Origin of the sequence: Bacillus atrophaeus (assembly GCF_039519175.1) — a bacterium.
In the GTDB taxonomy this organism is placed as follows: domain Bacteria; phylum Bacillota; class Bacilli; order Bacillales; family Bacillaceae; genus Bacillus; species Bacillus atrophaeus.
Genome location: NZ_CP154443.1, coordinates 2842805 through 2856146, shown reverse-complemented (window position 1 = coordinate 2856146; position 13342 = coordinate 2842805). Strand labels below are relative to the sequence as shown.

At 43.2% G+C, this 13342-nt stretch carries 16 protein-coding genes; 2 read left to right on the top strand and 14 right to left on the bottom strand.

Annotated features, from left to right (window positions below; translation table 11 throughout):
• Window positions 1-8: 8 nt before the first annotated feature.
• From AAHT65_RS14565 to AAHT65_RS14535, 7 genes are all read right to left on the bottom strand, one after another.
• Window positions 9-1763 carry an ABC transporter ATP-binding protein gene (locus AAHT65_RS14565; RefSeq protein ID WP_094231946.1) on the bottom strand — a complete coding sequence of 585 codons (1755 nt, stop codon included), beginning with the start codon at window positions 1761-1763 and terminating at the stop codon, window positions 9-11.
• Window positions 1764-1999: 236 nt separating this feature from the next.
• Window positions 2000-2233, bottom strand: coding sequence for a molybdopterin converting factor subunit 1 (moaD, locus tag AAHT65_RS14560; RefSeq protein ID WP_003327245.1), 234 nt, complete (start codon window positions 2231-2233; stop codon window positions 2000-2002).
• Window positions 2226-2699 (bottom strand): molybdenum cofactor biosynthesis protein MoaE, encoded by a 474-nt coding sequence (locus tag AAHT65_RS14555; RefSeq protein ID WP_088117084.1) that lies wholly within the window; start codon window positions 2697-2699, stop codon window positions 2226-2228. Before AAHT65_RS14555 ends, moaD begins: the two co-directional genes overlap by 8 nt.
• Window positions 2699-3223, bottom strand: coding sequence for a molybdopterin-guanine dinucleotide biosynthesis protein B (mobB, locus tag AAHT65_RS14550; RefSeq protein ID WP_010788470.1), 525 nt, complete (start codon window positions 3221-3223; stop codon window positions 2699-2701). Before mobB ends, AAHT65_RS14555 begins: the two co-directional genes overlap by 1 nt.
• Window positions 3184-4476 (bottom strand): molybdenum cofactor synthesis domain-containing protein, encoded by a 1293-nt coding sequence (locus AAHT65_RS14545; protein ID WP_343310437.1) that lies wholly within the window; start codon window positions 4474-4476, stop codon window positions 3184-3186. Before AAHT65_RS14545 ends, mobB begins: the two co-directional genes overlap by 40 nt.
• A 19-nt stretch (window positions 4477-4495) precedes the next feature.
• Window positions 4496-5515 carry a MoeB/ThiF family adenylyltransferase gene (locus AAHT65_RS14540; RefSeq protein WP_343310436.1) on the bottom strand — a complete coding sequence of 340 codons (1020 nt, stop codon included), beginning with the start codon at window positions 5513-5515 and terminating at the stop codon, window positions 4496-4498.
• A 71-nt stretch (window positions 5516-5586) separates the two neighbouring features.
• Window positions 5587-6171 carry a molybdenum cofactor guanylyltransferase gene (locus AAHT65_RS14535; RefSeq protein WP_010788467.1) on the bottom strand — a complete coding sequence of 195 codons (585 nt, stop codon included), beginning with the start codon at window positions 6169-6171 and terminating at the stop codon, window positions 5587-5589.
• Window positions 6172-6314: 143 nt separating this feature from the next.
• On the opposite strand from AAHT65_RS14535, the gene AAHT65_RS14530 reads away from it, so the two are divergent.
• Window positions 6315-7274, top strand: a complete 960-nt coding sequence (locus tag AAHT65_RS14530; protein WP_343310435.1) for a sporulation protein — start codon at window positions 6315-6317, stop codon at window positions 7272-7274.
• A gap of 45 nt (window positions 7275-7319) precedes the next feature.
• Here AAHT65_RS14530 and rok read toward each other — a convergent pair whose 3' ends face one another.
• From rok to ahpA, 3 genes are all read right to left on the bottom strand, one after another.
• Window positions 7320-7895: a transcriptional regulator Rok gene (rok, locus tag AAHT65_RS14525; protein WP_003327252.1), complete on the bottom strand. Its 576-nt coding sequence runs from the start codon at window positions 7893-7895 to the stop codon at window positions 7320-7322.
• Between the two features lie 479 nt (window positions 7896-8374).
• Window positions 8375-8833 carry a TlpA family protein disulfide reductase gene (locus AAHT65_RS14520; protein WP_003327253.1) on the bottom strand — a complete coding sequence of 153 codons (459 nt, stop codon included), beginning with the start codon at window positions 8831-8833 and terminating at the stop codon, window positions 8375-8377.
• Between the two features lie 84 nt (window positions 8834-8917).
• Entirely contained in the window at window positions 8918-9460 is a 543-nt protein-coding gene (gene ahpA / locus AAHT65_RS14515) for a biofilm-specific peroxidase AhpA (protein ID WP_003327254.1), read from the bottom strand.
• 249 nt (window positions 9461-9709) lie between these two features.
• On the opposite strand from ahpA, the gene AAHT65_RS14510 reads away from it, so the two are divergent.
• Entirely contained in the window at window positions 9710-10513 is an 804-nt protein-coding gene (locus AAHT65_RS14510) for a mechanosensitive ion channel family protein (RefSeq protein ID WP_343310434.1), read from the top strand.
• 38 nt (window positions 10514-10551) lie between these two features.
• Here the strand turns inward: AAHT65_RS14510 and AAHT65_RS14505 are convergent, their stop codons facing one another.
• The 4 genes from AAHT65_RS14505 to AAHT65_RS14490 all read right to left on the bottom strand — a co-directional run bounded on the left by AAHT65_RS14505 (window position 10552) and on the right by AAHT65_RS14490 (window position 13326).
• Window positions 10552-10797, bottom strand: a complete 246-nt coding sequence (locus tag AAHT65_RS14505; RefSeq protein WP_003327256.1) for a YkuS family protein — start codon at window positions 10795-10797, stop codon at window positions 10552-10554.
• Window positions 10798-10857: 60 nt separating this feature from the next.
• A complete protein-coding gene (locus AAHT65_RS14500; RefSeq protein ID WP_061670698.1) occupies window positions 10858-11982 on the bottom strand; it encodes an N-acetyldiaminopimelate deacetylase in 1125 nt (374 codons plus the stop codon).
• A gap of 72 nt (window positions 11983-12054) precedes the next feature.
• The gene (gene dapD, locus AAHT65_RS14495; RefSeq protein WP_003327258.1) at window positions 12055-12765 is read right to left on the bottom strand and encodes a 2,3,4,5-tetrahydropyridine-2,6-dicarboxylate N-acetyltransferase; all 711 of its coding nucleotides are present in this window, start codon (window positions 12763-12765) and stop codon (window positions 12055-12057) included.
• 105 nt (window positions 12766-12870) lie between these two features.
• Complete coding sequence (locus AAHT65_RS14490) at window positions 12871-13326, bottom strand: flavodoxin (protein ID WP_013390496.1); 456 nt, start codon at window positions 13324-13326, stop codon at window positions 12871-12873.
• Window positions 13327-13342: the final 16 nt, after the last annotated feature.

Here is a 13342-nt window from a genome sequence, read left to right as displayed (position 1 = left end):
AAGCCCTCCTATCCGACCTGATGCGGCTCATTCACTATTTTCAAATCTTGATATTGCAAGTCATAAATTCTCTTATAATAGCCATTCTGTACAAGAAGCTCTTCGTGTGTTCCTCTTTCACAGATTTCCCCTTTGTTCAGCACAAGAATTTCATCAGCATGCTTCAGGGAAGAAATTCGGTGGGCGATAATAAAAGTCGTGCGTCCTTTCATGACTTCTTTTAAAGCAAGCTGAATTTGATGTTCAGTTTCCATATCAACCGCGCTTGTCGCATCGTCTAATATTAAAATGCTTGGATTCAAACAGATAGCCCTTGCAATGGCGATCCGCTGTTTTTGTCCTCCTGAAAGGCCCATGCCTCTTTCGCCAAGCATCGTGTCATACCCATCAGGCAGCTCTTTGATAAAATCATGTGCTTGCGCCCTTTTTGCAGCCTCTACTATCTCCTGCATCGAAGCGTCCGGCTTTCCGTAAGAAATGTTAGATTTAATAGTAGAAGAGAATAAAAAAGATTCCTGAAGCACAACTCCGATGTTTGAACGAAGAGTTTTTAATGAGTAATCTGTCAGCGCTTTGCCGTCGATAGTGATGATGCCGTCTTCCGGGCTGTAGAATCGGGTGAGCAGCTGCGTGATTGTGCTTTTTCCGGAGCCTGTTGGCCCGAACAGTCCGACTATCTTTCCCCGTTCTGCCGTGAAATTTATGCCTCGAACTGCATGGTCCTCATTTACGTACCGAAGCGAGACCCGTTTGAACTCAACATCACCCGCCAGCTTTTGATCTGTCAAAGCATGAACCTGATCGCTGATGTCTTCTTCCTTTTCAAGAATATCCAGCAGTCGCTCTCCAGATGCTTTTGCCTGTGAAAACATATTAATGACAAAGCCAAGGTTCATAATTGGCCACATCATATAGTTGACAAGACTGAAAAAAGCCACAAGCTCACCGGGATTCAGCTGATTCTGCATGACTAGGTAGCCGCCGTAAGACAGGAGGGCAACTAAACAAATATTGCCGATAAACTCCATCAGCGGAAAGTATGTCGACCAAATCGAGGAAGTCTGTAAAAATGTAGCACGGTACTCTTGATTCGCTTTGTTAAAACCGCTGATCTGAAAATCTTCTCTTGAGAGTGATTTGACCGTATTGATGCCGCTGATATTTTCCTGAACCTTCGTATTAAGATTCGCAAATGATTTTCTGATTCCCCTGAAGGCGGGATGTACTCTTTTATCAAACCGGTAAACAGCGACTGCCAAAAACGGGAGAACTGCAATGGTTACAAGGGTCAAGGGGACAGAGTAGTAAAACATAACGGATAAGCTGATCGCCACAAGCAAGACAAAACGGATCAGCTCTGAAAGCCCGTATGACAAGAAAAAACGAAGCCCTTCTACATCAGCTGTCAGCCTTGACATAAGATCGCCTGTTTTGGCGTTATCATAATAGGAAAACGGAAGTTTCTGCAGCTTTCCATACAAACCGTTTCTTAATCGATAAACAGATTTGATTCCAAACAGATCACCCAAATATTGATGAAAGAAGGTGGCTGTTCCTTTCACCGCCATTACAGCGATAAAACCAAGACTGACCCACGCCACGAGCTGATAGCGTCCGCCGATTACAATTTCATCAATCGTAATTTGCAGGATAATCGGATAAATAACTGTAATAGCTGTCATCAAAAGCATTGCGGCAAGTGACCATATAAATACTTTTTTATAAGGCCAGTAAAAATGTCTCAACTTTTTAAACGTTTCCATTCTATAGCACCTTTCTCTTTAGCAATTTGTGATTACTATATCGATTACCAAAATCAATTTCCACTATATTTTAAAAATTCAGACTTAGTATGGAGGTTTTTTCCGCCTTTTAGACGGAGGGTTTATGTAAAAATCAATGCCTACAGAACATCATTATATGCAGGGCACAATGCCATTTATGCAAATAAAAAACCGGGCGGCCTGAGCTCATTGAAAGCTTTGCCGTCCGGTTTTTTTCATCCTCCGCTGACAGGAGGGATGAGGGCGATTGTGTCGCCCGATGTTAAAGGAGTATTTTCTTTTGCGTATATTTCATTTATGGCTACCATTGCTGTGTCAATGGACTGAAGGCCGTATTGTTCCTTCAGCAGGTCTTTTATTTCATCTGTTGTTGCCCGATCCTTATTGTACTCAATCATTTGGGTACCGGCCTGTTCAGCCAACCCCGCAAATAAAAGGATTTTAATCATTTGCCCCGTCCCCTTCTATATCAGGCTTTCCGTTTGGATAGGGAGTTTTCTCAAGTTGATCGCCGATCCACTGTGCACCGTCTTCCCATATTTCTTTTTTCCAAATCGGAACAATTTGTTTTATTCTTTCAATGGCGTATTCATTTGCTTCATAAGCAGCTTTACGATGCGGAGATGACACGGCAATGACAACCGCCGCTTCCCCGATATCCAGCACGCCGACACGGTGGGTGATAGCAGCAGAAGCCCCCGGCCATTCAGCCTCAATTTCAGCTCCGATTTTCGCAAGCATTTTCACAGCCATCGGTTCGTACGCTTCGTATTCGAGACGAACGGTTTTTCTTCCATGTGTCCATTCTCTGACTGTCCCGATGAATGTGGTAATCGCCCCTGCTTCCCGTTTCTCGACTTTCTTTACAATGTCTTCCGCAATAATTGGATGCTTCGTAATCTGAAAACGTTCCATTATGCAGATCCTCCCTTCAACTGTGAAAGCACAAAAGCGATGGCAGCCGGATCATCCGCATGGAAAACGGGTGCTCCGCTCTGTGCTGTCACATGTTCTTTTTTTCTGCAGATAACGGCAATGATGTGATCCAATTGTTGAAGTTCACGCCATTCCGACGTTTCTTTTAAGATGACAACTTTAGGATAGGAGGCTTTTTTAAAGCCTTCTACGAGAAGGCAGTCCACATCTAGAAAACGATATAGCTCAATTAGCTGGGGAAGATCCCACTGACGCCGGGCAGTGAGCTGCAAAACGCCTGCCCCCTCAACAGCTGACGCTGCGGCTCCAGCCTCCGAATAGCGATCTGTATCTTTTCCTTCAGTAAACGCCTCTGGCTCGCCTCCATGCCCGTGATGCTTCAGACAGCCTGCATGTAGTCCCTGTCTTGCAGCTTCTCTCAGTACACGCTCAATAAAAGTTGTTTTTCCGCTGTTTTGATACCCTATGATTTGGAGGATTGGGAGAGGGCGGTCCAAGGCCATTCACTTCCGTTCTCTTCTCTGATCAAAAGCACCTTAACCGTCCGGCCTGATTCGTATCCCCTTGTACCGCCCGGTAAAATAATAAAAGCATTGGCTTCGGCAAGCGATGTCACAGAACTAGACTTGTCCAAACCGACCGGAGACGCCGCAAGTTTACCGTCCTGATGATAAACAAACGCGCGGACAAATCTTGTAAATGGATTCGGTTTTGGAAAGTCCTTTGTTAAGGTGGCTTCAGCACATATCGAATGAGGCTTATCATTCATCAGCCATGTTTGAATCATCGGCTTTACAAACAATTCAAAACCCACATAGCATGCGGACGGGTTTCCTGACAAACCAAACAAAAGCATGTCATCTGCATGGGCAACCGTTGTCACGCTTCCGGGTCTCATCGCTACTTTATTAAAGAGAACGTTTGCCCCAAGCCTTTGATAGATTGCCGGCAAAAAGTCAAAGTCACCTACTGAGACACCCCCAGTCGTCAACAGGAAGTCGACTTTTTTCATCGCTTCTTTTACCGCTTCATAGCTTTCGTCAAAGTTATCGGAAATTTTCCCCAGATACAGTGGAGAAGCTCCGGCTTCAATGACTTGCGCGCAGACCATTCCGGCGTTGCTGTTGCGGATTTTTCCCGGTTCGAGCGGATCACTGACATTGAGAAGCTCAGTTCCGGTTGCTATAATGCCGACGACAGGTTTTCTTACAACAGGCACGGAGGCATAGCCAAATGTCGCTAAAAGAGCTGTTACTCCGGGTGTTATTTTCGTTCCCCGTTTCAGCAATGAGCTTCCCTTTTGCGCGTCTTCTCCTGTTTTTGAGATGTTATCTCCCGACTTGAACGGACGCTTTAAAGCCATGTAAGTCTTCCCGCCTTCTTCATCCGTTTTCGTCAGCTCAAGCATGACCACTGCATCCGCTCCTTTTGGAATTTGAGCGCCTGTCATTATGCGGACTGCCTGAAACGAACCTAGTTCTTTTTCAGAAACCGCGCCAGCTCCGATATGGTCAATAACTTCGAATCGGACTGCCTTTTCACGGGTGGCAGAGGCTGTATCACATGCTCTGACAGCGAAGCCATCGTAAGGAGAACGGTCAAAAGCAGGCACATCGTGATCCGCTTTTACATCTTCAGCTAAAAAACGATGAAGGCTGTCTTCAAGCGGCACCCACTCTGTCTTTCCCTGTTTTTGAAATTCACTGACGCGCCGCACTGCTTCATCTACCGGTATCGGCTTTCTTTTCTCTAACATTTTAAAAAACCCCCTGTTGTTACATTCCAATTAGTCTCGCCAAAACGGAGTTTGCTTCTTTCACTTCTTTTGTTCCATGCACAAGAGCCCTTCCATCGTTAAAAATGACGATTCTGAACCGTTCATAGACAATATGAAGCAAGAACTCATTAGCTTCTACCTTGCCGATTTTCTCCAAACGCTGAACTAGCTCCTGCTTTGAAATTCTTTTCAGAGCCTCTGATCTGACTTGAACGGTATCTCTTCCGCATAGAACGGCTGCCTTTGGCATATTCCATTCTTGAAGATACGGATAAATCTGTTGAGACCCGCACGAAGGGCACTCATTTCGCTTGATTTGTTCTACATCAACTTTCATATGTAAATTGTTCCACACATCAAAGGTCACGAAGCCGCGCTGAACGGCCCCTGATTTTCCCGTTAACAGCTTAAGCGCCTCAGCCTGCTGATATGCCGAGACAATCTGAACGGCCGGCGAAATGATCCCCGCCGTATCGCATGTGGCCCCTCCAACCGGGATTTGGTCAAATAAACACGATAAACAAGGTGTAACACCGGGAATGATCGTCATGAACATGCCTTGGCTGCCTACACAAGCTCCATAAATCCAAGGTGTCTTCGTTTTCTGTGCCAAATCATTGATAATCATACGCGTTTCAAAATTATCGGTCGCATCAATCACGACATCTGCTTGCCGGATGAGCGGTTCAAGTGTTTCTGCTGTTCCCTCAGCGACAAGCGCCTCAATATGTATATCACTGTTTATAGATGTAAGATGCTGCTTAGCCGCCATTGCTTTCGGCAATCGTTTGTTTGCGTCATCCTCTGTATATAGCTGCTGCCTTTGCAGATTGCTCCACTCTACATAATCCCGGTCAATGATCGTGATGTTTCCAGCTCCCGCCCTCACGAGGCCTTCTGCGCCGGCCGTTCCCAGCGCACCGGCGCCGACGAAAAGCACTTGGCTGCCAGCCAGCTTTTGCTGACCCTCTTCTCCTATTGGCTTATATCTGGTTTGCCGTGAATAACGCTCCTGCATCAAACTTGCTCCCTCTGCTTTTTTATCTCATCATATCATGTTTTCACGCTGTCAGTCCTTGGAGAGGCTTATCAGTACTGCTCATCCATTTGCTGGTAATCACAGGGTGTATTTATATTCATAAACTCTTCCGGTTTTGCGCCAATCTCTTCAGCATCCACATAGCACACTGAAAGCTGGTGCAGAAAGTCCGATATCTTTAAACGCTTTTGAGAAAGCTGCTCGTAAAGCAATGAACTGATACGTTTATGGTACACCGCCATGAGAGGCTGCTCTCTGCCCTCAGAAACCGGAACTACGGCGTCTGTTCGTTCATTCAGAACACTTTTCAATGCTAGAAGAGTGCTTCTTTTTATAAGTGGCGTATCACAAGAAAGAACAGTATAAACATCACCGTCCGTTTTTTCAAAAGCTGTATATATGCCGGCTAACGGTCCTAAGCCTTGAAACGGATCCACATCCTGAAACACGTTTTTTTCCCCGTATTTTTGAAATCTTTTGATCAGCTCCGGATGGCTGATGATGACCGGTTTTTTATCTCCTAAAGCTGTTTTGCCCCATTCGTAAAACATCTTATTTCTCCAGTTAACAAATGCTTTCGGTTCTCCAAATCGGCGGGAAGCTCCTCCTGCCAGCAAAACGTTTACATGTCTCATATCATCTCTCCTATATAATATAAAAAGAATAGCAAATGCTCATCGGCAAAGACAATCTTTAAATGCTTGTCTGTTTATAAAAGAGGCATAGCTATCCGGCTTTTGCATATTTTAGTGTTAACATCACGAGGGAGATGGTTCGATTGAAAATATCAGGTCCTTTTTTCCATGACATGTCCCAGGAGAACCTTTATTTAAAATCAGAACTTGCCAGGTGCCGTAAGTTAATCGCCGAGCTAGAGGCAAGCTATTTCCATCAGAAAAACAATAAGCTGATAAAAGAAAACTCAAGCATGAAAGAGAAGCTTCAAGCACTGACAGCTGAATTAGAACAAATCACAACGAAAGAAAAGCATGCGTTAGATACAAGCCAAGCATTAAACCATGTGAAAGCTGAACTCCTTGATAAAATCGTCACCTTGCAGGAACTTCTTCAAAACGAAACATATAAACACAAAAAAGAGATTGATGAAAAACATCGCCTGCACATCACAAATGTAAGATTCGAGGAAGAAAATAAAAATTTACATATACAAATTGACGCCCTCAAGACCGCCATCCAAAACGAAAAGGCTGAATTATCTAAAGCCAATCAGCAAACAGCCGCCGTAAAAGATGAAAATATCAAGCTCAATGTACAAATCGCGGAAAAAGAATTTCAGTTAGAAAATATTAAAATAGAAATTGATCATATAAAAGATCGAATACTAGAAACAAAAGAAAGGCTGCTTCAAATAGAAAAAACAAAAGAAAAACTATTTCAAGAAACTATTTTATCCTACAAACGGCAGCTTGACGAAAGTGACGCCTGGATTGCTTCTCATTTTGCCGATATTGATAGCCACTCGCGGCAAACAGAAGAAGCTCTTGAAGAAAATCAAACTGTTTTTGAGCATTCTGAGCATGTAGAAAACATTTTAGAGGATGTAACAGAACAAGTATTTACGCTCCAAAAACAGCTGGATCATACCCAATCGCACGATCAGTCTCTGGACGAAAAGCTAGCGGGATGGAAGGATCGCGCGGCAGAGCAAAAGCCGTCTCAAAAGTGGGTTTACAAGCTTGAAAAAAAGAACATATCCTCTCAGAAAAAGCCCAAATAGCACCAAAAAACTGCTTGATTCAAACCAAGCAGTTTTCTTTATAAGTTATTCAGTCACATTTTCAGCAGAGTCTGAAGCGATTTCGCCTTCTAAAATGTACTGGCCGCGATACGGCTTTTTCACTTCCGGATACATTTTAATTAAACTTTGCATAAACGTTGTCATATTAGGGATTTCAAGCCCGCTTTCCTTCTCAATTTCCTTTTGAAGTTCGGAGCTTTTGATCGCTGCGTTATGGCGTTTTAATGTTTTGATTGCCGCTTCACGAAGCTTTGCTGCCTTTGAACCCGGTCTTGCAGTTCCTCTTCTTCTTCTTGTCGTTCCGTCCGGAATACCCGCCGGAATAGAAGAGATGGATTGCGGCTGCGGCTGTGATGCCTGCTGCGGCTGATAGCTTCTGATCTCTTGTGCTGCAAGCTCGGCTAGCACAGGAAGAGACTCACTTTTTCTTTCAGGGCGAAAATCTTTTTTTGTTTCCGCTGCTGAGCTTCCATTGCGGTCAAGCTCTCTTAGTTTTGCATATATTTTGTCACGCTCTATTTGATATTCACGGATGACTTTAACCTCAGCCTCATTTAACTGTTCCAAACGCAAGCGTAAAGCTTCCCTCTCATTAAACATCCATTTAACCCCCTATCAAAATTATCATGCTTTATTTAAGATATTAGATTACAAAAGTAATTTTATCAACTATTATTTTATCATTTTACTATTATATTTACTCTATGAAAAATTCCCTATTTTCTGAAAATAAAACTTTTATCAAAGAACCCTTTATTCATGGGGTTTGTAGGTCCCTATTCTCTTTTGCCATAAAGTTGAAAATATTACTTCTTTAATGAAAAATAGTGCAATATCTACATTTTTCGATTCATTCAGTGAAGAACCTGCTTTTTCAGACAATAAAGCGCTAAATGTTGTCAATTCCTAATATTGGAGGCTTAAAGCGCTTTTTTGCGCCTTCAATATTCAACATCCAAATATGGAAAAATAAACTTATTACATTTTATTCATTTACTAATTATGGAACCAGTCAATTGATATAAAAATAATCCATACAAAAAAACCTGACTTTGATCAGGTTTCTTGGATAAACTTAATTATTCGGCTGCTTGCTCAGTTTCAGCGAGTACGCGATTCACACGCTTTTCAAGCATTTTCATTCCGCTGCCGCCCGCTTGGAAGTGGCGAAGCTGGCCTGTTTTATCAAACACATAGTACGCAGGCACATACTCATTTTCAAATGCTTCAGTTAAAGCATGATCACTGTCGACAAAAATAGGCTGGGAAATATCATGTTCCGCTGCAACCTCTTTAATTTTATCAAGGTCTAAGTCGTCTTCAGAACGCGGCATATGAACTGCCACCACGTTTAGCTTATCCTTATATTTGTCACGAAATTCGTTCACTTGCGGCATTGCTTCTTTACACAAGTGGCAGCTGATTGACCAAAAATGAATCAGTGTCGGTTTTTCACCAATCAATTGCTCTTTGGTTACTTCACCGTTGAACCATGCTTTTTCACCTGTCAGTTCAGGCATTGGTTGACGTAATTTCATCTTTTTTCCCTCCAATAAAGTAAGAGTCAAAAAGGCCTAACGAATTGTTAGACCTTCTTTCTCTTTTTCGCTGTTAAAAAAGAATTATAATGTTTTTTGGCCTGGTTTCCAGTTAGCCGGGCAAAGTCCGCCAGTTTGAAGCGCTTGAAGCACACGCAATGTTTCATCAACGTCGCGGCCGATGTTGTTATGGAAAACAGTTTGGTATTGAAGTTCGCCTTCAGGATTGATAATGAACAATCCGCGAAGCGCTACGCCTTCTTCTTCGATTAATACGCCGTATTCGCGTGATACTTCATGATTCGTATCAGCAGCTAGCGGATATTTCAATTCGCCTAATCCGTTTTCTTTACGGTCAGTGTTGATCCAAGCCAAGTGAGTGTGGATAGTGTCAGTAGAAACACCGATTACTTCCGCATCAAGATCTTCGAATTCATCATAACGGTCAGACATAGCTGTGATTTCTGTCGGACAAACAAAAGTGAAGTCCATTGGATAGAAGAAAAGCACTGTCCATTTGTCATTTTTCATGTTTTCTTCAAGATTAACCTTACCAAATTCCTTATTTGCAAGAACTGCTTCCATTTCGAAACGAGGAGCTTGTTTACCTACCATACGTTCTGCCATATGTAAATCCCTCCAGCAATGTTTTTTGGCTTTAAAGCCATATTAAAATGAGAATAGAGTTAATAAATTCTCATTTAGTTAATAACTTCACAAAACAATTATAACGGAGTTAGTTTTTTTAGTCAAAATTAAAAAAGAATAAATTTAATTAACATCCCGTGAAGGAATACTACAAAAAGTTTAACACGTTCCTGAACAGGGAAACAAACTTTTAGCTTTCGGCAATATACATAGGAAAGGAAGACACAAATGGACGTTATAAAAGACTACGACTGGCCCGGACTGTTAATGAATGCCGGTATTTTATTATTAAAACTGCTTGCGATCATTCTCATCTATTTAATCGTCCGTTCTTTAGGCAGCAAAATCATTAAACATTTATTTCAGAAATTCGAACAACAAAACAACCTGTCCTTGGGGCGGTCTCAGACGCTGCAAGGGCTGACGCTTAACGTGTTTGCTTACATATTGATTTTCATTTTCATCGTGATGGTGCTTGATTTATTTCATTATGACCCGACTGCCCTAATCGCGGGGGCTGGAGTTGTAGGGCTTGCTGTCGGCTTCGGCGCACAAGGGCTTGTCAGCGACATCGTCACAGGTTTCTTTATCCTTTTAGAAAAACAGATAGATGTCGGCGATTATATAACTGCTGCCAATTTTGACGGAATTGTAGAACAAGTCGGTTTAAGAACCACTCAAATCCGCAGCTTCGACGGAACACTTAACTATGTGCCGAACCGGGGGATTATAAATGTCAGCAATCATTCCCGAGGGACGATGCAGGCATTGGTTGATATCAGCGTGCCGCTAGAAAAAAATCTCGACGAGACCATTCATATACTTCAGTCTGCCTGTGATCATGCTGCTGCCGGGCTGCCGCAAATAAAAGAAGGTCCTAATGTGATCGGCGTTCAGGAATTAGGTGCTTCGGAGGTTGTTATCAGAATCATTGCCAAGACAGAAAATATGGAGCAATGGCGGGTGGAACGGGTGCTTCGAAAAGAAATGAAAAACGCGCTCGACCGTTATCATGCCTCCTCAGCCCAGTAAATACAAAAAACCGAAGCCTTGCTGCTTCGGTTTTTAGATTAATGAAATTTCTTTTCGACCTCGCTGCAAATTTCATCAGCAGTCATACCTGAAGCTGTAATAACAGATGCCTGTGTTGATGTGTCTGCTATTCCTTGCACGTTGCTGTCAAGACCGGTCACAACACAGCAGTCGCATCCGGCTGCGTCTTCCGGCGTTTTCATCATGACAACGTCATAGCCTTTTTCTTTTAAAGCTGCTTCTACATCCGTCAGTGATTGTTCAATCCCGATTTTTTTCGTCATATAGAACACCTCCGGTTATTAGAGTGCTCATTTTATGACATATTATTCTTCAAATCGGACTTAATTGGCATAAGCTGAAAAATAACCGGTCATGACATTCACTGCCGTTTCTATTGCGTTTTCGTCAGGGTTAAGTTTAGCGTGATGAAGGCCATGGGACGAATCAGCACCAAGCCAAAACATGAAGCCCGGATATTTTTTCAGCATGTAGCCAAAATCCTCTCCGGTCATGGCCTCCTTAGCTTCAATTACGTTTGCCAGCTGATGTTCGGCCACAAATGACATAAACTCTTCTGTCAGTCCGCTTGTGTTGTACACTTGATGATAAACAGAAGGATATGTGACTTTACCAGTGCAGCGGAATCCGATTTCTATGCCTTTCACCAGGTCCTCAATTCGTTCCTTCACCTGCTTCATCGCTTCTTCAGAGAGTGTACGGATCGTTCCTTCTAAGTGAGCTGTTTGCGCGATGATATTTTGAGCCGATCCTCCTGTAATGGTGCCGATTGTAACAACGGCGCTGTCAAGCGGATCTGTATTTCTTGCCACAATGGTCTGAAGCTGAGTGACAAGTGAGCTGGCCGCTACCACCATATCCTCTGCTAAATGCGGATAAGCGGCATGTCCTCCCTTGCCTTCAAGGTCAATGACAAGCTCAGACGTATTGGCAAAAAGCAACCCGCTTTTTGTGGCAATGGTCCCGACCGGAAGTTCCGGCGCAATGTGAAGCGCCGTGATAAAATCCGGCTTCCATTTTTTAAGCACGTCGCTCTCAAGCATTGGTTCCGCGCCTCCAGGGCCTTCCTCAGCCGGCTGGAATAAAAAGAGCAGATCATGTTTAACCGGCTGATGGACAAAATGATCAATAATGCCGAGCGCAATCGTCATATGTAAATCGTGTCCGCAAGCATGCATTTTGCCGTGATGTTCGGAAGCAAATGGAAGCCCGGTCTGTTCCTCGATAGAAAGCGCGTCGATATCCGCTCTGTATGCGAGCATTTTTTCCGGTGCAGTCCCGTTAATTTTCACAAAAAGCCCGGTTCTCCATTTTTCGATTTCAATTCTGTCTTTCGGATATTCGTTCAATACATTTAACAAGTATTGCTGTGTTTTATACTCCTGAAACCCAAGCTCAGGTATCCGATGCAAGTCTCTGCGGATTGCAATGAGCTGATCGATCTTCATTTTTATATACCTCCTGCCTATACGAATAAGGCGTGGATCTGACATCCACGCCTCTTACTATCAAACGGTTTCTTACAGTTGGCGTAATTCCTGTTTGATTTCGGTTTTGCCTTTTGTTTTTTCATCAATGTCTTTGATTTTCTTTGCAGGTGTACCTGCAACAACTGTATATGGTTCGACATCGTTTACGACGATCGCACCGGCTGCAACGACAGCGCCTTTACCGACTGTAACACCTTCAAGCACAACAGCGTTTGCGCCAATGACTACGTCATCTTCAATGACAACCGGCTTGGCAGATGGCGGCTCAATAACGCCGGCCAATACAGAACCCGCTCCGATGTGGCAGTTTTTGCCGACAGTCGCACGCCCGCCAAGCACAACATTCATATCAATCATTGTGCCTTCTCCGATGACAGAACCGATGTTAATAGAAGCTCCCATCATGATAACGGCATTATCGCCGATCTCCACTTGGTCACGAATGATAGCGCCTGGCTCAATTCGCGCTTTCACATCTTTTAAATCAAGCATAGGGATCGCTGAATTGCGGCGGTCATTTTCAAGAACGTAGTCCTCGATTTTACCTTTGTTTTCTTCGATAGCGGATTTGATTTCGTTCCATTCGCCAAATACCACACCAGTATTTCCGTTTAGGAATGCTTTTGCTGACGCGCCAAAATCAATTCCTTCAAGATCACCTTTGACATAAACCTTTACAGGTGTAGATTTTGTACTATTTTGAATAAATGAAATAATTTCATTTGCATCCATCATTTTCATATGTATAGTCCTCCTTCTGATTTTCTACCTCATTACTGTAACAAAGGAAAGATACAAAGACAAGAAAAAAAGGAAACAGCCGGGCAGCTCGTTTCCTTCATGCCATTATCCTACAGCCAATCCGCTTTGAATGGCAAATTGTCTGCCAAACTCGAGCAATTGCTCTTCCTCTTCCCCTTCAGGATTCATCTCGATTTTAATTGAAGGGAGAATAACTTCTCCGCCCCGTTCTTTTATTTTTTCTTCAAGTGTATCAACTGCCCCGCAGAAAAACTCATAAGAGGTATCGCCGGAACCGAAAACAGCAAACTTTTTGCCGGCAAAATTAAGCTCTTCCATATCATCGGCTATATCTAAAAATTCATCGGGAAGGTCACCGTCTCCCCATGTATAAGCGCCCATAATAATATGATCATAGTCATTCAGAAGCTCCGCATCTATATCCATCGCTTCATAGCGGTCTACCTCCGCTTCAGCGTCCTTCAGTCCTTTTTCAATTAAATCCGCCATTGCTTCCGTATTGCCTGACATCGTTGCGTAAACAAGCAAAATATTCCCCATATAAACTCCTCCTCTA

Coding starts and splice junctions, on each gene's coding strand:
- AAHT65_RS14565 (WP_094231946.1), bottom strand. CDS start 1,763: ATGGAAACGTTTAAAAAGTTGAGACATTTTTACTGGCCTTATAAAAAA.
- moaD (WP_003327245.1), bottom strand. CDS start 2,233: ATGATTAAAATCCTTTTATTTGCGGGGTTGGCTGAACAGGCCGGTACC.
- AAHT65_RS14555 (WP_088117084.1), bottom strand. CDS start 2,699: ATGGAACGTTTTCAGATTACGAAGCATCCAATTATTGCGGAAGACATT.
- mobB (WP_010788470.1), bottom strand. CDS start 3,223: ATGGCCTTGGACCGCCCTCTCCCAATCCTCCAAATCATAGGGTATCAA.
- AAHT65_RS14545 (WP_343310437.1), bottom strand. CDS start 4,476: ATGTTAGAGAAAAGAAAGCCGATACCGGTAGATGAAGCAGTGCGGCGC.
- AAHT65_RS14540 (WP_343310436.1), bottom strand. CDS start 5,515: ATGCAGGAGCGTTATTCACGGCAAACCAGATATAAGCCAATAGGAGAA.
- AAHT65_RS14535 (WP_010788467.1), bottom strand. CDS start 6,171: ATGAGACATGTAAACGTTTTGCTGGCAGGAGGAGCTTCCCGCCGATTT.
- rok (WP_003327252.1), bottom strand. CDS start 7,895: ATGTTTAATGAGAGGGAAGCTTTACGCTTGCGTTTGGAACAGTTAAAT.
- AAHT65_RS14520 (WP_003327253.1), bottom strand. CDS start 8,833: ATGAAATTACGTCAACCAATGCCTGAACTGACAGGTGAAAAAGCATGG.
- ahpA (WP_003327254.1), bottom strand. CDS start 9,460: ATGGCAGAACGTATGGTAGGTAAACAAGCTCCTCGTTTCGAAATGGAA.
- AAHT65_RS14510 (WP_343310434.1), top strand. CDS start 9,710: ATGGACGTTATAAAAGACTACGACTGGCCCGGACTGTTAATGAATGCC.
- AAHT65_RS14505 (WP_003327256.1), bottom strand. CDS start 10,797: ATGACGAAAAAAATCGGGATTGAACAATCACTGACGGATGTAGAAGCA.
- AAHT65_RS14500 (WP_061670698.1), bottom strand. CDS start 11,982: ATGAAGATCGATCAGCTCATTGCAATCCGCAGAGACTTGCATCGGATA.
- dapD (WP_003327258.1), bottom strand. CDS start 12,765: ATGAAAATGATGGATGCAAATGAAATTATTTCATTTATTCAAAATAGT.
- AAHT65_RS14490 (WP_013390496.1), bottom strand. CDS start 13,326: ATGGGGAATATTTTGCTTGTTTACGCAACGATGTCAGGCAATACGGAA.